The 17,036-nt window shown below is 68.5% G+C and carries 17 protein-coding genes; 16 read left to right on the plus strand and 1 reads right to left on the minus strand.

The window, feature by feature from the left end; translation table 11 throughout:
• The first annotated feature begins 123 nt into the window (after positions 1-123).
• The 16 genes from prfA to ACF1B9_RS18120 all read left to right on the plus strand — a co-directional run bounded on the left by prfA (position 124) and on the right by ACF1B9_RS18120 (position 14,923).
• On the plus strand, positions 124-1,200 hold the full coding sequence (gene prfA / locus ACF1B9_RS18045; protein ID WP_093894461.1) for a peptide chain release factor 1: 1,077 nt from the start codon (positions 124-126) through the stop codon (positions 1,198-1,200).
• A gap of 43 nt (positions 1,201-1,243) precedes the next feature.
• On the plus strand, positions 1,244-2,089 hold the full coding sequence (gene prmC, locus ACF1B9_RS18050) for a peptide chain release factor N(5)-glutamine methyltransferase (RefSeq protein ID WP_365690095.1): 846 nt from the start codon (positions 1,244-1,246) through the stop codon (positions 2,087-2,089).
• Between the two features lie 64 nt (positions 2,090-2,153).
• Positions 2,154-2,801: an L-threonylcarbamoyladenylate synthase gene (locus ACF1B9_RS18055; protein WP_351077780.1), complete on the plus strand. Its 648-nt coding sequence runs from the start codon at positions 2,154-2,156 to the stop codon at positions 2,799-2,801.
• Positions 2,798-3,439, plus strand: coding sequence for a protein-tyrosine-phosphatase (locus ACF1B9_RS18060; RefSeq protein ID WP_351077777.1), 642 nt, complete (start codon positions 2,798-2,800; stop codon positions 3,437-3,439). The genes ACF1B9_RS18055 and ACF1B9_RS18060 overlap by 4 nt, the downstream gene beginning before the upstream one ends.
• Positions 3,440-3,586: 147 nt before the next feature.
• On the plus strand, positions 3,587-4,852 hold the full coding sequence (gene glyA, locus ACF1B9_RS18065) for a serine hydroxymethyltransferase (RefSeq protein ID WP_391741818.1): 1,266 nt from the start codon (positions 3,587-3,589) through the stop codon (positions 4,850-4,852).
• 93 nt (positions 4,853-4,945) lie between these two features.
• On the plus strand, positions 4,946-6,331 hold the full coding sequence (locus ACF1B9_RS18070; RefSeq protein WP_391741820.1) for an MraY family glycosyltransferase: 1,386 nt from the start codon (positions 4,946-4,948) through the stop codon (positions 6,329-6,331).
• A 262-nt stretch (positions 6,332-6,593) separates the two neighbouring features.
• Entirely contained in the window at positions 6,594-7,037 is a 444-nt protein-coding gene (locus tag ACF1B9_RS18075) for a hypothetical protein (RefSeq protein ID WP_391741821.1), read from the plus strand.
• 210 nt (positions 7,038-7,247) lie between these two features.
• Complete coding sequence (atpB, locus tag ACF1B9_RS18080; protein ID WP_376213743.1) at positions 7,248-8,084, plus strand: F0F1 ATP synthase subunit A; 837 nt, start codon at positions 7,248-7,250, stop codon at positions 8,082-8,084.
• Positions 8,085-8,156: 72 nt separating this feature from the next.
• Positions 8,157-8,384 (plus strand): F0F1 ATP synthase subunit C, encoded by a 228-nt coding sequence (locus ACF1B9_RS18085; RefSeq protein ID WP_351077768.1) that lies wholly within the window; start codon positions 8,157-8,159, stop codon positions 8,382-8,384.
• 38 nt (positions 8,385-8,422) lie between these two features.
• A complete protein-coding gene (locus ACF1B9_RS18090; RefSeq protein WP_391741823.1) occupies positions 8,423-8,968 on the plus strand; it encodes a F0F1 ATP synthase subunit B in 546 nt (181 codons plus the stop codon).
• The gene (locus tag ACF1B9_RS18095; RefSeq protein ID WP_391741825.1) at positions 8,965-9,780 is read left to right on the plus strand and encodes a F0F1 ATP synthase subunit delta; all 816 of its coding nucleotides are present in this window, start codon (positions 8,965-8,967) and stop codon (positions 9,778-9,780) included. The genes ACF1B9_RS18090 and ACF1B9_RS18095 overlap by 4 nt, the downstream gene beginning before the upstream one ends.
• A 138-nt stretch (positions 9,781-9,918) precedes the next feature.
• Complete coding sequence (gene atpA, locus ACF1B9_RS18100) at positions 9,919-11,490, plus strand: F0F1 ATP synthase subunit alpha (RefSeq protein WP_391741826.1); 1,572 nt, start codon at positions 9,919-9,921, stop codon at positions 11,488-11,490.
• 3 nt (positions 11,491-11,493) lie between these two features.
• Positions 11,494-12,408, plus strand: a complete 915-nt coding sequence (locus ACF1B9_RS18105; protein ID WP_391741827.1) for a F0F1 ATP synthase subunit gamma — start codon at positions 11,494-11,496, stop codon at positions 12,406-12,408.
• On the plus strand, positions 12,408-13,850 hold the full coding sequence (gene atpD / locus ACF1B9_RS18110) for a F0F1 ATP synthase subunit beta (protein WP_391741828.1): 1,443 nt from the start codon (positions 12,408-12,410) through the stop codon (positions 13,848-13,850). Before ACF1B9_RS18105 ends, atpD begins: the two co-directional genes overlap by 1 nt.
• Before the next feature lie 110 nt (positions 13,851-13,960).
• Complete coding sequence (locus ACF1B9_RS18115) at positions 13,961-14,335, plus strand: F0F1 ATP synthase subunit epsilon (protein WP_391741829.1); 375 nt, start codon at positions 13,961-13,963, stop codon at positions 14,333-14,335.
• 141 nt (positions 14,336-14,476) lie between these two features.
• On the plus strand, positions 14,477-14,923 hold the full coding sequence (locus ACF1B9_RS18120; protein ID WP_351077908.1) for a DUF2550 domain-containing protein: 447 nt from the start codon (positions 14,477-14,479) through the stop codon (positions 14,921-14,923).
• Positions 14,924-15,119: 196 nt separating this feature from the next.
• Here ACF1B9_RS18120 and ACF1B9_RS18125 read toward each other — a convergent pair whose 3' ends face one another.
• On the minus strand, positions 15,120-16,997 hold the full coding sequence (locus ACF1B9_RS18125) for a glycosyl hydrolase family 18 protein (protein ID WP_391741830.1): 1,878 nt from the start codon (positions 16,995-16,997) through the stop codon (positions 15,120-15,122).
• Between the last annotated feature and the right edge of the window lie 39 nt (positions 16,998-17,036).

Consider the following 17,036-nt stretch of genomic DNA (forward strand, 5'->3'; position numbering starts at 1 on the left):
GCGCCCTCTTCCCGGGGGCGTCGGAACCGGCGTTTTTTCCGGCCGGGGGTGCGCGGCCCGTATCCCCGCCCGGCCGGCATCGTCCAGCAGGCACGTTTGAGTGAAGAAACCAGGAGCCCGAAGATGTTCGAGGCGGTCGAGGAACTGATCGGTGAACAGGCCGATCTCGAGAAGAAGCTCGCGGACCCGGCGGTCCACGCCGACCAGGCCAACGCGCGCAGGCTCAACAAGCGCTACGCCGAGCTGACCCCGATCGTCGGCACGTACCGCTCCTGGAAGCAGGCCGGGGACGACATCGAGACGGCCCGTGAACTCGCCGCCGACGACCCCGACTTCGCCGCCGAGGTGAAGGATCTGGAGAAGCAGCGCGAAGAGCTCACCGAGAAGCTCCGCCTCCTCCTGGTCCCGCGCGACCCCAGCGACGACAAGGACGTGCTCCTGGAGATCAAGGCGGGCGCGGGCGGCGACGAGTCCGCCCTGTTCGCCGGTGACCTGCTGCGGATGTATCTGCGCTACGCCGAGCGCGTCGGCTGGAAGACCGAGATCATCGACTCCACCGAGTCGGAGCTCGGCGGCTACAAGGACGTCCAGGTCGCCGTGAAGACCAAGGGCGGCAACGGCGCCACCGAGCCCGGCCAGGGTGTGTGGGCCCGGCTGAAGTACGAGGGCGGGGTGCACCGCGTGCAGCGGGTGCCGTCCACCGAGTCCCAGGGCCGCATCCACACCTCCGCCGCCGGTGTGCTCGTCACGCCCGAGGCCGAGGAGGTCGACGTCGAGATCCACGCCAACGATCTCCGTATCGACGTCTACCGCTCCTCGGGCCCCGGCGGCCAGTCCGTCAACACCACGGACTCGGCGGTCCGCATCACCCACCTGCCGACCGGAGTCGTCGCCTCCTGCCAGAACGAGAAGAGCCAGCTCCAGAACAAGGAGCAGGCCATGCGCATCCTGCGTTCGCGTCTGCTCGCGGCCGCGCAGGAGGCCGCCGAGCAGGAAGCTTCGGACGTACGGCGCAGTCAGGTGCGTACGGTCGACCGTTCCGAGAAGATCCGTACGTACAACTTCCCGGAAAACCGGATCTCGGACCACCGCGTCGGCTTCAAGGCGTACAACTTGGACCAGGTGCTCGACGGCGACCTGGATTCCGTGATCCAGGCCTGTGTCGACGCCGACTCCGCCGCCAAGCTCGCCGCCGCATAAGTGCAAGACCCGCCCCGCCCGTAACCCCGTACGGAGAACCGCGATGAACCTGCTGCTCGCCGAGGTGGCCCAGGCCACCCAGCGGCTGGCCGACGCCGGTGTGCCTTCACCGCGATTCGACGCGGAGGAACTCGCCGCGTTCGTGCACGGCGTCAAGCGGGGCGAGCTGCACCGTGTGCCGGACTCGGACTTCGACGCCCGGTACTGGGAGGCCATCGCCCGCCGCGAGGCCCGCGAACCGCTGCAGCACATCACCGGACGCGCCTTCTTCCGCTACCTGGAGCTCCAGGTGGGTCCCGGCGTCTTCGTGCCCCGGCCGGAGACCGAATCGGTCGTCGGCTGGGCGATAGACGCGGTGCGCGCGATGGACGTCGTCGAGCCGGTCGTCGTCGACCTCTGCAGTGGATCGGGCGCCATCGCCCTGGCCATGGCCCAGGAGGTGCCGCGCTCCCGCGTGCACGCCGTGGAGCTCTCCGACGACGCCCTCAGGTGGACCAGGAAGAACGCCGAGGGGTCCAGGGTCACCGTCCACCACGGAGACGCGCTCACGGCCCTTCCCGAGCTCGACGGCCAGGTCGACCTGGTCATCTCCAACCCGCCGTACATCCCGCTCACCGAATGGGAGTACGTGGCACCCGAGGCCCGCGACCACGACCCGGAGATGGCCCTGTTCTCCGGCGAGGACGGCCTCGACACCATCCGCGGCATCGAACGCACCGCACACCGTCTGCTGCGCCCCGGTGGCCTCGTCGTCATCGAGCACGCCGACACCCAGGGCGGCCAGGTGCCGTGGATCTTCACCGAGGAACGTGGCTGGGCCGACGCGGCCGACCACCCCGACCTGAACAACCGGCCGCGGTTCGCCACGGCCCGCAAGGCCATGCCGTGACCGGCGGCCACCACCCGCACGACCCGTACCCGCCATACCTGTACACGCTTGAGGAGGCCGGCTGATGGCACGGCGATACGACTGCAACGACGCGACCGACCGTACGACGGGTCTGCGTGAGGCCGCGTCGGCCGTCCGCCGCGGCGAACTGGTCGTGCTGCCCACCGACACCGTGTACGGGATCGGCGCGGACGCCTTCAGTTCCGAGGGCGTCGCCGACCTGCTGGAGGCCAAGGGGCGCGGCCGCAACATGCCCACGCCAGTCCTGATCGGCTCCCCGAACACGCTGCACGGGCTGGTCACCGACTTCTCCGAACAGGCCTGGGAGCTCGTCGACGCCTTCTGGCCCGGCGCCCTCACGCTCGTCGCCAAGCACCAGCCGTCGCTGCAGTGGGACCTCGGCGACACCCGCGGCACCGTCGCCATCCGGATGCCGCTGCACCCGGTCGCCATCGAGCTGCTCACCGAGGTCGGCCCGATGGCCGTCTCCAGCGCCAACCTCACCGGACACCCGGCCCCCGAGGACTGCGACGCGGCCCAGGAGATGCTCGGCGACTCCGTCTCCGTCTACCTCGACGGCGGCCCGACGCCCGGCATCGTGCCGTCGTCCATCGTCGACGTGACCGGCAGGATCCCCGTGCTGCTGCGCGCCGGCGCGCTCTCCGTGGAGGAGCTCCGCAAGGTGGTACCCGACCTTGAGGTGGCCAATTGACCGCCCCTGAGGGGCGTGGCATAGCGGGGCAGTCCGACACCTTCCGCATCCTCCACGTCAGCACCGGCAACGTCTGCCGCTCACCGATCACCGAGCGGCTCACCCGGCACGCCCTGGTGGACCGCCTCGGCGATCCGCGTCAGGGCGGGCTGATCGTGGAGAGCGCGGGCACCTGGGGCCACGAAGGCGCCCCCATGGAGGCCAACGCGGAGATCGTCCTCGCCGACTTCGGCGCCGACACCACCGGCTTCGTCGGCCGGGAACTGCTCGACGAACATGTGATCCGCGCCGACCTGGTGCTCACCGCCACCCGCGACCACCGGGCACAGGTGATCTCGATGGGTCACTCGGCCGGGCTGCGGACCTTCACCCTCAAGGAATTCACCCGGCTGGTCCGGGCCATAGACCCCGCCACGCTGCCCGACCCGCGCGACGAGGGCGTGGTCGAGCGCGCCCGCGCACTGGTCCGCGCCGCGGCCGCGCTGCGCGGCTGGCTGCTGGCCCCCACCGCCGAGGCCGACGAGGTGTACGACCCGTACGGCGCCCCGATCACGTTCTTCCGGTCCATCGGCGACGAGATCAACCAGGCCCTCGACCCGGTCGTCACCGCGCTGACCGGGGTGCCGGCCCCGCACTGACGGGCGCCACTCCGACGGCCGTACACGTCGGCCGGGTACCCAGGGCCCAACGGGTGGACGACGTCGCCGCACAGCGGGCAGGAGGCCCGTCACGGGCCTACATTGGAGCTGACGCCAGCGCACCCTCCCCAGGCCCGGAGTTCATCGATGCCGGTCACCACTCCCGCCGCACCCCCCTCCGCCGCCGGGGCCGCCCTGCCGCAGGACTTCGGTGCCCTGCTCCGGGAGGACCCGGAGATCGCCGCCGTGCTGCTGGAGGAGCTGCACCGGCAGTCCAGCACCCTGCAGCTGATCGCCGCCGAGAACTTCACCTCGCCCGCGGTCCTCGCCGCACTCGGCTCGCCGCTCGCCAACAAATACGCCGAGGGCTACCCCGGCGCCCGCCACCACGGCGGCTGCGACCAGGCCGACGCCGCCGAACGCATCGCCTGCCGAAGGGCCACCGCGCTCTTCGGCGCCGAACACGCCAACGTCCAGGCGCACTCCGGTTCCTCCGCCGTCCTCGCCGCCTACGCGGCTCTGCTGCGCCCCGGTGACACGGTGCTGGCGATGGGACTCCCGTACGGCGGACATCTCACCCATGGCTCGCCCGCCAATTTCTCCGGCCGCTGGTTCGAGTTCATCGGCTACGGGGTGGACTCCGAGAGCGGCCTGATCGACTACGAACAGGTGCGCACCCTGGCGCGGGCGCACCGCCCGAAGGCGATCGTCAGCGGCTCGATCTCGTACCCCCGCCACCCCGACTACGAGCTGTTCCGGGAGATCGCCGACGAGGTGGGCGCGTACTTGATCGCCGATGCCGCGCACCCGATGGGACTGATCGCCGGGGGAGCGGCGCCGAGCCCCGTCCCGTACGCCGACGTGGTCTGCGCGACCACGCACAAGGTGCTGCGCGGTCCGCGCGGCGGGATGATCCTGTGCGGCGCGGAGCTGGCCGAGCGGATCGACCGGGCGGTGTTCCCCTTCACCCAGGGCGGCGCGCAGATGCACACGGTGGCCGCGAAGGCCGTCGCCTTCGGGGAGGCGGCCACCGGGGCGTTCACGGCATACGCCCATCGGGTGGTGGCCCATGCCCGGGTGCTGGCCGCCGGTCTGGAGGCCGAGGGCTTCGACATCACCACGGGCGGCACGGACACGCATCTGATCGTCGCGGACCCGGCCCCGTTGGGCGTCGACGGCCCCGTCGCCCGTGCCCGGCTGGTGGCGGCCGGCCTGGTGCTGGACACCTGCGCGCTTCCGTACGGGGACGCCCGGGGCATCAGGCTCGGCACCGCGGCCGTGACCACCCAGGGCATGGGTGACGCCGACATGGCGCGGCTGGCGGTGCTCTTCGGGGCGGCTGTGCGTGAGGAGGGCGACATCCGCGCCGAGGTCCGGGAACTGGCCCGGAAATATCCGCCCTATCCGGGGTAGACGTGTCCCATGCAACCAACGGCCCTGCCGCAGTGTCCTCGACCATGAGTCCGACGTAGTTAAGGTGAGGGGCTGAGATGGCCGGCGAATTCTGTGGGGCAGCCCGTGCGTGATTACCTGCTGACGCTCTGTGTCACGGCCGCGGTGACCTATCTGCTGACCGGCCCGGTGCGCAAGTTCGCCATCGCGGTCGGGGCGATGCCCGCGATCCGTGCGCGCGACGTCCACCGAGAACCGACACCGAGGCTCGGTGGCATCGCCATGTTCGGCGGGCTGTGCGCCGGACTGATCGTCGCGGCCCATCTGTACAACCTCGACTGGGTCTTCAAACTCTCCAACGAGCCGCGGGCGCTGCTCTCCGGCGCCGCGCTGATCTGGCTGATCGGCGTTCTGGACGACAAGTTCGAGATCGACGCGCTGATCAAGCTCGGCGGGCAGATGATCGCCGCCGCGGTCATGGTGATCCAGGGCCTGACGATCCTGTGGCTGCCGATCCCCGGCGTCGGCACCGTCGCGCTCACCCAGTGGCAGGGCACGCTGCTCACGGTCGCCCTGGTCGTCATCACCATCAACGCGGTCAACTTCGTCGACGGTCTGGACGGTCTCGCGGCGGGCATGGTCTGCATCGCGTCCGCGGCGTTCTTCCTGTACACGTACCGGCTCTGGTACGGGCACATGATCGAGGCGGCGGCTCCGGCGACACTCTTCACGGCCATCCTGATGGGCATGTGCCTGGGCTTCCTGCCGCACAACATGCATCCGGCCCGGATCTTCATGGGCGACTCGGGCTCGATGCTGATCGGCCTGGTGCTGGCGGCCGGGGCGATCTCGGTCACCGGGCAGGTCGACCCGGACACGATGAAGCTCTTCGCGGGCAGCGAGCGCGAGGCCACCCACGCGATGCTGCCGGTCTTCATCCCGCTGATGCTGCCGCTGACCATCATCGCGATCCCGGCAGCCGACCTGCTGCTGGCGATCGTGCGACGCACCTGGAACGGTCAGTCGCCGTTCGCCGCGGACCGCGGGCATCTGCACCACCGGTTGCTGGAGATCGGCCATTCGCACAGCCGGTCCGTGCTGATCATGTACTTCTGGTCGGCCCTGATCGCCTTCGGCGCGGTCGGCTACTCCGTGCACTCGGCTTCCCTGTGGATCGTGCTGGTGATCATGGGGTTGAGCGCGCTCGGCCTCGTACTGCTGCTGATGCCGCGTTTCACCCCGCACGCGCCGTACTGGGCGGAACGCTTCGTACCGCCGCGCTATCGTCGTCACCGCGGCCGGGGCGGGGTGCCCGAGGCGGTGCGCTCATCGGTGGACGGGGCCCAACAGCGGCCCCTGGACACGCAGATGGGGAAGGAGGGGGACGAGGGGCAGGAGCGCACACCGGTCGTCGTGGGAGTCTCCGGCGTCAACGGGGCGACCGCCATTGGCCCCCGTTCGCGTTTTTCGGACAGAGATAAGGCTGATTCCACGCACTGACGATTCGGTCATCGGGGGGCAATACCAGGCAAGATATTGCGTTGTCTTGCTCACACGCGCACGTTCACTCTCACGTGTGACAGCAAGCACACTTTCTTGGTAAAGACCTCATCAAATAGTTTGTGATACCGTTCACGAAGCCCGGTGACGGAGTTGAAGGACCTGAGTACCACGGTCCATCGGCCTGAGGTATCGACTCGAACCGGGCCTACGCTCGTCCATGACGACACACTGCCCACCCCCAGCAAGCGGAGCTGCCGCCATGCCGTCCAACGACGTCCGGACTCTCCTCCAAGCCGCCGTACCCACCGCTGTCGCCGGCGCTGTTGCCGCCGCCGTCAGCGGTGGCGTCGCAGGCGGCAAGGGAGCCCTGGGCGCGGCCGTTGCGGCGATCGTGGTGATCCTCTTCATGGGGATCGGACTCATGGTCCTGCAGCGGACCGCGCGGTCCCTCCCCCACCTGTTCCAGGCGATGGGGCTGATGCTGTACACGGCTCAGCTTCTCCTGTTGTTCATTTTCGTCGCCGCATTCAAGAACACCACGATGTTCAACCCGAAGGCCTTCGCGATCACGCTGGTCGCGACGACCCTCGTGTGGATCGGCGCGCAGACGCGTGCGCACATGAAGGCCAAGATCCTTTACGTCGAACCCGAATCCGGCAAGGACAAGGGTGACAAGCCCAAGAACACCGGGTCCGAGACGTGAAGGGTAGGGGCGGAATAAGTGCAAGTCCGGGACCCTGCTATCGTCCGGTTCCAACTGCGGCACTGCGGGCGCGGGCATGTGAGCTGACGCCTGCTCGATCGCGAGGCTCAATGCCTGACTGCCGCTCACACATCCGTAACACCAGTCCAGTGCCGAACCGCGGCTGCGCGCCGCGCCGACACAACGAGGTTGCCGTACCTATGCGCCACGCTGAAGGAGCCCGCGGTGAGTGCTGACCCGACACAGGTGCTCGCCTTCGAGACCGATTGCCACATCTTCTCCGGTTGTGGTTTCCCGGGTCCTGGCTTGCACTCTTTCCTGTTCGAGCCGATCTTCGGTGACGCGGACAGCAACATCTACTTCAACAAGACGATGCTGCTGGCGCTCCTCGGTACGGTCATCATCGTCGGCTTCTTCTGGGCCGCCTTCCGTAAGCCGAAGGTCGTTCCGGGCAAGCTGCAGATGGTCGCCGAGGCCGGATACGACTTCGTCCGCCGAGGCATCGTCTACGAGACGCTCGGCAAGCGCGAGGGCGAGAAGTACGTCCCGCTGATGGTCTCGATCTTCTTCTTCGTGTGGATGATGAACCTCTGGTCGATCATCCCGCTCGCCCAGTTCCCGGTGACGTCGGTCATCGCGTACCCGGCCGGCCTGGCGCTGATCGTCTACGTCCTCTGGATGAGCATCACCTTCAAGCGGCACGGCTTCGTCGGCGGCTTCAAGAACCTGACGGGCTACGACAAGTCGCTCGGCCCGGTCCTGCCGCTGGTCATGGTCATCGAGTTCTTCTCGAACGTCCTGGTCCGCCCCTTCACGCACGCGGTCCGACTCTTCGCGAACATGTTCGCGGGTCACACGCTGCTCCTGCTCTTCACCATCGCCAGCTGGTACCTGCTCAACGGCATCGGTATCGCCTACGCGGGTGTCTCGTTCGTGATGGTCATCGTGATGACGGCCTTCGAGCTCTTCATCCAGGCTGTTCAGGCGTACGTCTTCGTGCTCCTGGCGTGCAGCTTCATCCAGGGCGCTGTCGCCGAGCACCACTGATCGCGCCTCCCCTACCCCCAGTCGTCCGGTGGCCAACCCCCGCCGGTCCGTGAAAGAGAAGGAAGAACTGGCATGTCCCAGACCCTTGCCGCCGTCACCGGTTCCCTCAGCTCCATCGGTTATGGCCTGTCCGCCATCGGCCCGGGCGTCGGCGTCGGCATCATCTTCGGTAACGGCACGCAGGCTCTCGCCCGTCAGCCCGAGGCTGCCGGTCTGATCCGCGCCAACCAGATCCTCGGCTTCGCCTTCTGTGAGGCGCTCGCCCTGATCGGTCTGGTCATGCCGTTCGTCTACAGCTGACGAACCGCGACTAGTCCGTTCCGACGAAAGGCACTGATGTGAACCCCGTGGTTCAGCTCGCGGCCGAAGGCGCGGAGAATCCGCTCTTTCCGCCGATCCCTGAGCTCGTCATCGGTCTGATCGCCTTCGTCATCGTCTTCGGCTTCCTCGCCAAGAAGCTCCTCCCGAACATCAACAAGGTTCTGGAAGAGCGCCGCGAGGCCATCGAAGGCGGTATCGAGAAGGCCGATGCGGCCCAGACCGAGGCCCAGAGCGTTCTTGAGCAGTACAAGGCTCAGCTCGCCGAGGCTCGTCACGAGGCCGCGCGCCTGCGCCAGGAGGCGCAGGAGCAGGGCGCCGTGATCCTGCAGGAGATGCGGGCGGAAGGCCAGCGGCAGCGCGAGGAGATCATCGCTGCCGGCCACGCCCAGATCGAGGCCGACCGCAAGGCCGCCGCCTCCGCGCTGCGTCAGGACGTGGGCAAGCTCGCCACCGACCTGGCCGGCAAGCTCGTCGGCGAGTCCCTCGAGGACCACGCCCGGCAGAGCGGCACCGTCGACCGTTTCCTCGACGAGCTCGAGGCGAAGGCCGAGGCTGTCCGATGAACGGCGCGAGCCGCGAGGCACTGGCTGCCGCACGTGAGCGTCTCGACGCGCTGACCGACCACACGTCGGTCGACGCGGCGAAGCTCGCCGAGGAGCTGGCCGCCGTCACGGCGCTGCTCCAGCGCGAGGTCTCCCTGCGACGGGTCCTGACCGACCCGTCGCAGCCCGGCGAGGCCAAGGCCGAGCTGGCCGGACGACTGCTGCGCGGCCAGGTGGGCGGCGAGACCGTCGACCTGATCTCCGGCATGGTCCGCTCCCGCTGGTCGCAGTCGCGTGACCTGGTCGACTCGGTCGAGGAACTGGCGAACACCGCGGACCTCACCGCCGCCCAGCGCAGCGGAGACCTCGACGACGTCGAGGACGAGCTGTTCCGGTTCGGCCGGATCGTGGCTTCCGACAAGGAGCTGCGCGCCGCGCTCACCAGCCGGTCCGCTTCCTCCGCCGCCAAGGGCGAGCTGCTGCGCAGCCTGCTCGGCGGCAAGGCGCGGCCCGCCACCGAGCGCGTCGTCGTGCGGCTTGTCACCCAGCCGCGTGGACGTAGCCTTGAAGCGGGACTCGAGTCCCTCTCCAAGCTTGCCGCGGAGCGCCGGGACCGGATGGTCGCGGTGGTCACTTCGGCAGTGCCGCTGAGCGATCAGCAGAAGCAGCGTCTCGGCGCCGCACTGGCGAAGATCTACGGCCGTCCGATGCACCTGAATCTCGATGTGGACCCCATGGTCCTCGGCGGGATCGCGGTGCGGGTCGGTGACGAGGTCATCAACGGCACCATCGCGGAGCGCCTCGACGAGGCGACCCGTCGCATGGCCGGCTGACGAGCACAGCGCAGCAACAGAACAGAGCAAGACCAGCGGCCCGGTTGGGCCGTGCAGAAATTGCAGAAGATTCCTGGGGGTCGGCCCCCAGACCCCCTTAAGAAACTTCGGGCCCAACAAGGAGAGCAGGGAACCCAGATGGCGGAGCTCACGATCCGGCCGGAGGAGATCCGGGACGCGCTGGAGAACTTTGTCCAGGCGTACAAGCCGGACGCGGCCTCGCGCGAGGAGGTCGGTACGGTCAGCGTTGCCGGCGACGGCATCGCGAAGGTCGAGGGTCTTCCCTCGGCCATGGCGAACGAGCTGCTGAAGTTCGAGGACGGCACCCTCGGTCTCGCCCTCAACCTCGAGGAGCGCGAGATCGGTGCGATCGTCCTCGGCGAGTTCAGCGGCATCGAAGAGGGCCAGCCGGTGCAGCGCACCGGTGAGGTGCTCTCCGTCGGCGTCGGCGAGGGCTACCTCGGCCGCGTCGTCGACCCGCTCGGCAACCCGATCGACGGTCTCGGCGAGATCGCGACCGACAGCCGCCGCGCCCTCGAGCTGCAGGCCCCTGGCGTCATGGTCCGTAAGTCGGTGCACGAGCCGATGCAGACCGGCTACAAGGCAGTCGACGCCATGGTGCCGATCGGCCGCGGCCAGCGTCAGCTGATCATTGGTGACCGTCAGACGGGTAAGACCGCTCTGGCCGTCGACACGATCATCAACCAGCGCGACAACTGGCGCTCGGGTGACGTGAACAAGCAGGTGCGCTGCATCTACGTCGCCATCGGTCAGAAGGGTTCCACCATCGCCTCCGTGCGTGGTGCCCTGGAAGAGGCCGGCGCGCTCGAGTACACGACCATCGTCGCCGCCCCGGCGTCCGACCCGGCCGGCTTCAAGTACCTGGCGCCGTACACCGGTTCGGCCATCGGTCAGCACTGGATGTACCAGGGCAAGCACGTCCTGATCATCTTCGACGACCTCTCGAAGCAGGCCGACGCCTACCGCGCCGTGTCGCTTCTGCTGCGCCGTCCGCCGGGCCGCGAGGCCTACCCGGGCGACGTCTTCTACCTCCACTCGCGTCTGCTGGAGCGCTGCGCGAAGCTCTCCGACGAGATGGGCGCCGGTTCGATGACGGGTCTCCCGATCGTCGAGACCAAGGCGAACGACGTGTCGGCGTTCATTCCGACCAACGTCATCTCCATCACCGACGGCCAGTGCTTCCTGGAGTCCGACCTGTTCAACGCCGGCCAGCGTCCGGCCCTGAACGTCGGTATCTCGGTCTCCCGTGTCGGTGGCTCCGCCCAGCACAAGGCCATGCGCCAGGTCTCCGGCCGACTCCGTGTCGACCTCGCCCAGTACCGCGAGCTGGAGGCGTTCGCCGCCTTCGGTTCCGACCTGGACGCGGCTTCGAAGGCGTCGCTGGAGCGCGGTAAGCGCATGGTCGAGCTGCTGAAGCAGCCGCAGTACCAGCCGTTCCCGGTCGAGGAGCAGGTCGTCTCCATCTGGGCCGGCACCAACGGCAAGATGGACGACGTCCCGGTCGAGGACATCCGTCGCTTCGAGAGCGAGCTGCTGGAGTACCTGCGCCGTGAGCGCAAGGAGCTCCTGACCAGCATCGCCGAGGGCGCCAAGATGTCCGATGACACGCTGCAGGCGATTGCCGACGCGGTCGCCGCCTTCAAGCAGCAGTTCGAGACCTCGGACGGCAAGCTCCTGGGCGAGGGCTGATCGATGGGCGCTCAGCTTCGCGTTTACAAGCGCCGCATTCGCTCCGTCACCGCCACGAAGAAGATCACCAAGGCGATGGAGATGATCGCCGCTTCGCGCATCGTCAAGGCGCAGCGCCAGGTGGCGGCGTCGACGCCGTACGCGACCGAGCTCACCCGCGCGGTGACCGCGGTCGCGACCGGCTCCACCACCAAGCACCCGCTGACCACCGAGGCCGACGCTCCGGCGCGGGCCGCGGTCCTGCTCATCACGAGCGACCGCGGTCTGGCCGGCGGTTACTCCTCCAACGCCATCAAGGCCGCGGAGCGACTGACCGAGCGGCTGCGCGGTGAGGGCAAGGAGGTCGTCACGTATGTGATCGGCCGCAAGGGTGTCGCCTACTACGGATTCCGCGAGCGCAAGATCGAGGAATCGTGGACGGGCTTCACCGACAGCCCGACGTACGCGGATGCGAAGCGGGCCGCGGCTCCGCTGATCGAAGCGGTCACCAAGGAGACCGCCGAGGGCGGCGTGGACGAGCTGCACATCGTCTTCACGGAGTTCGTGTCGATGATGACGCAGAACCCGGTGGACAACCGGATGCTGCCGCTCAGTCTCGAAGCCGCGAAGGAGGAGGACGGCAAGGGCGAGATCCTGCCGCTCTTCGACTTCGAGCCGTCGGCGGAGGACGTCCTCGACGCCCTGCTTCCGCGCTACGTCGAGAGCCGGATCTACAACGCGCTGCTGCAGGCCGCTGCTTCCGAGCACGCCGCCCGCCGCCGCGCGATGAAGTCGGCCACCGACAACGCCGGTGAGCTCATCAAGAGCCTCTCCCGGCTTGCCAATGCGGCCCGCCAGGCCGAAATCACCCAGGAAATCAGCGAGATCGTCGGCGGTGCCAGTGCGCTGGCCGACGCGACCGCGGGGAGTGACAAGTAATGACGACGACAGTTGAGACGGCCGTTGCCACGGGCCGCGTCGCCCGGGTCATCGGCCCGGTCGTCGACGTGGAGTTCCCCGTCGACGCGATGCCGGACATCTACAACGCGCTGACCGTCGAGGTGGCCGACCCGGCCGAGGACGGCAAGCTCAAGACGCTGACGCTCGAGGTCGCCCAGCACCTCGGCGACGGCGTGATCCGCGCGATCTCGATGCAGCCCACCGACGGCCTGGTCCGCCAGGCCCCGGTGACCGACACGGGCACCGGCATCACGGTCCCGGTCGGCGACATCACCAAGGGCAAGGTGTTCAACACCCTTGGCCAGATCCTGAACAAGCCCGAGGCCGAGGCCGAGGTCACCGAGCGCTGGCCGATCCACCGCAAGGCGCCCAGCTTCGACCAGCTCGAGTCCAAGACCGAGATGTTCGAGACCGGTGTCAAGGTCATCGACCTGCTCACCCCGTACGTCAAGGGTGGAAAGATCGGTCTGTTCGGTGGTGCCGGTGTCGGCAAGACCGTTCTGATCCAGGAAATGATCTACCGCGTCGCCAACAACCACGACGGTGTGTCGGTGTTCGCGGGCGTCGGTGAGCGTACCCGTGAGGGCAACGACCTCATCGAGGAGATGGCCGACTCGGGCGTCATCGACAAGACGGCGCTCGTCTTCGGTCAGATGGACGAGCCGCCGGGCACGCGTCTTCGTGTGGCGCTGGCCGGTCTGACCATGGCGGAGTACTTCCGCGATGTGCAGAAGCAGGACGTGCTCTTCTTCATCGACAACATCTTCCGGTACACCCAGGCCGGCTCCGAGGTGTCCACCCTGCTCGGCCGTATGCCGTCCGCGGTGGGTTACCAGCCGAACCTGGCCGACGAGATGGGTCTGCTGCAGGAGCGCATCACGTCGACCCGTGGTCACTCGATCACCTCGATGCAGGCGATCTACGTCCCCGCGGACGACCTGACCGACCCGGCCCCGGCCACCACCTTCGCCCACCTCGACGCGACGACGGTTCTCTCCCGTCCGATCTCCGAGAAGGGCATCTACCCGGCCGTGGACCCGCTGGACTCCACGTCCCGGATCCTGGACCCCCGTTACATCGCGCAGGACCACTACGACACCGCCATGCGGGTCAAGGGAATCCTGCAGAAGTACAAGGACCTCCAGGACATCATCGCCATTCTCGGTATGGACGAGCTCGGCGAGGAGGACAAGCTCACGGTCTTCCGCGCCCGTCGCATCGAGCGCTTCCTGTCCCAGAACACCCACGTCGCCAAGCAGTTCACCGGCGTGGACGGTTCGGACGTTCCGCTCGACGAGTCGATCGCAGCGTTCAACGCGATCGCCGACGGTGAGTACGACCACTTCCCGGAGCAGGCGTTCTTCATGTGCGGTGGCATCGAGGACCTCAAGGCCAACGCCAAGGAGCTCGGCGTCTCCTGAGCCCATGGCTCACCGAGGGGGGCGGGTGCGTCCCGTCCCCCTCACCACGCCCCGTAGAATTGACCCAACACCCGGCTCGAAGGGCCGGGTGGTGACCCGAGGAGCCACCCTTGGCTGCTGAGCTGCACGTCGAGCTGGTCGCCGCGGACCGCAGTGTCTGGTCCGGCGAGGCCAACCTGGTCGTCGCGCGCACCACGTCCGGCGACATCGGCGTCATGCCCGGTCACCAGCCGCTTCTGGGTGTGCTGGAATCGGGCCCGGTGACGATCCGTACGAGCGACGGCGCGACCGTGATCGCCGCTGTGCACGGCGGTTTCATCTCGTTCGCGGACGACAAGCTCTCGATGCTCGCGGAGATCGCGGAGCTGGCGGACGAGATCGATGTCAAGCGCGCCGAGCGTGCGCTGGAGCGTGCGAAGTCGGACACGGACGCCGCTTCCGAGCGGCGCGCCGACGTGCGACTGCGCGCGGTGGCGGTGCGCTAGCGCTCCGCGACAACGTAGCTTTAACCTCAGCCGCGGCCCGAGCTGGAGACCACTCCAGACCGTGCCGCGGCTGAGGCGATGCAGGTGCAGGTGCGGTTCTGGCGGTATCCGTTACTCGACGACGCGAGGAGGTCGGTGGAGATGTTCCTCGCGCTGTGGGTGGGCGGGCTGGTCGTCGCACTGGTCGCGGTTGGTCTCTTCGTCTTCGGTCTGCGCCGGCGGCTGATTCAGCGCTCCGGCGGGACCTTCGACTGCAGCCTGCGATGGAATGTGCCGGAGGAGCCCGATTACTCGGGCAAGGGCTGGGTGTACGGGGTCGCCCGGTACAGCGGCGACCGGATCAACTGGTTCCGGGTCTTCTCGTACGCTCTCCGCCCGCGCCGGGTCCTGGAGCGTTCCGCGATCGAGGTGATCGCCCGTCGGCTGCCCGAGGGCGAGGAGGAGCTGGCGCTCCTGTCCGACGCCGTGGTGCTCGGCTGTCTCCACCGTGAGACCCGCCTGGAGCTGGCCATGAGCGAGGACGCGCTGACCGGATTCCTCGCCTGGCTGGAGGCGGCTCCGCCCGGCCAGCGGGTCAACGTGGCATAGCCAGAGGGTCGCCGGAAGGCAGCACCTCACCTCCCGGACGAGGACGAGGTCCGGGGAGGGCGTGCGCGCCCTGACGGGCCCCGTACGGCGCCGGCCCACGAGGTCTCGTACGTCAACGCACGAAGAACCGGGGAGACGGGGGGCGGACCCGTCTCCCCGGTCGTTTTCCGGGGTGGTGCGCGCAACCGCGCGGGATCTACTTCAGACCGTTGTTGATCGCGCCGACGAGTTCACCGTTGCTGGTGTCACCGCTGAACTCCCAGAAGAACGCGCCTCCCAGGCCCTGGCCCTTCGCCCAGGTCATCTTGGACGCGATGGTGGCCGGGGTGTCGTAGCTCCACCAGTTGGTGCCGCAGTGCGCGTACGCCGTACCGGCGATCGTGCCGGTGGCGGGGCAGCTGGTCTTCAGGACCTTGTAGTCCTCGATGCCCGCCTCGTACGTACCCGGTGCGGCGCCGGTCGCGGTGCCGCCGGGCGCGTCCTGGGTGACCCCGGTCCAGCCGCGGCCGTAGAAGCCGATGCCGAGCAGCAGCTTCGAGGCGGGGACGCCCTGGGCCTTCAGCTTGGCGATGGCGTCGGCGGAGTTGAAGCCGGCCTGCGGGATGCCGTTGTAGGAGGTGAGCGGGGAGTGCGGGGCGGTCGGGCCCTTCGCCTCCCAGGCGCCGAAGAAGTCGTACGTCATCACGTTGTACCAGTCCAGCGACTGGGCGGCGCCCGCGTAGTCGGCGGCGTCGATCTTGCCGCCGGTGGAGGCGTCGGCGGTGATGGCGGCCGTCACCAGGTTCTTGGTTCCGAACTTCGCGCGCAGGGCCGAGGTGATGCCCTTCAGCGCTGCCGGGCCGCTGGTGTCGCAGGTCAGACCGCAGGCGTTGGGGTACTCCCAGTCGATGTCGATGCCGTCGAAGACATCGGCCCAGCGGGGGTCCTCCACCAGGTTGTAGCAGGACTCGGCGAAGGCGGCCGGGTTCTTCGCCGCCTCGCCGAAGCCGCCGGACCAGGTCCAGCCGCCGAAGGACCACAGGACCTTGATGTTCGGGTACTTCGCCTTGAGCTTGCGCAGCTGGTTGAAGCTGCCGCGGAGCGGCTGGTCCCAGGTATCGGCGACGCCGTCGACGGACTTGTCGGCGGTGTACGCCATGTCGTAGTCGGCGTAGGAGTCACCGATCGCGCACTTGCCGCCGGTCACGTTGCCGAAGGCGTAGTTGATGTGCGTGATCTTCGCGGCGGAACCCGAGGTGTCCAGGTTCTTGACGTGGTAGTTCCGGCCGTAGACGCCCCAGTCGGTGAAGTAACCGAGGTTGACCTTGCCGCCGGTGCCGGGGTCGGGGTTGCCGCCGCCACCGGTGGTGTGGACCTTGACCGCGCCGCTGACCGGACCGGTCTGGCCGGCGGTGTCACGGGCCTGCACGGTGTATGAGTAGTCGGTTCCGGCCTTGAGGCCGGAGTCGGTGTACGTCGTACCGGTGACCGTCGAGACGACGGCGCCGTCGCGCAGGACGTCGTAGTTCTTGATGCCGTTGTCGTCGGTCGCGGCGGTCCAGCCGAGCTTCACCGAGGTGTCGGTGACGGCGCTCGCGGTGGGGGTGCCGGGCGCCGAGGGGGCGTTGTCACCGGGGACGCTGCCGCCGTCGCAGGAGGCGCCGTTCAGCTTGCAGCCGGTGGGGGCGCCGGAGCCGGTGCCGTTGAAGCCGAACGAGACGCTGGCGCCCGGCGCGACCGAGCCGTTCCAGCCGACGTTCTTGGCGGTCCAGTGGGTTCCGGAGCTGGTGACGGTGGCGTCCCAGGCGGAGCCCACCGCGGTGCCCGAGGGGAAGTCCCACTCGATGGTCCAGGAGGAGAGGGCGGTGGTGCCGGTGTTCTTCACCGTCCACTGTCCCTCGAAGCCAGTGCCCCAGTCGGACTTCTTGAGGTACGTGGCGGTTGCCGAGGTGGCGGCTTCGGCGGGGGAGGCCAGGCCGACCATCGCGGCGAGCGGAAGAAGCAGCGCGGTGAGTCCCGCGACCGCTCTGGCTCTGGTGGCTCTTCCGGTCCCGAGTCTGAATCGGGTCCGGCGTAGGGGGGTTTCAGTGCTCAACGGTGCTCCTCGGGTGAGGTCCGGACAAACGGGGGTGGT

The sequence above is a fragment of the Streptomyces sp. NPDC014727 genome, from assembly GCF_043083485.1.
Lineage (GTDB): Bacteria > Actinomycetota > Actinomycetes > Streptomycetales > Streptomycetaceae > Streptomyces.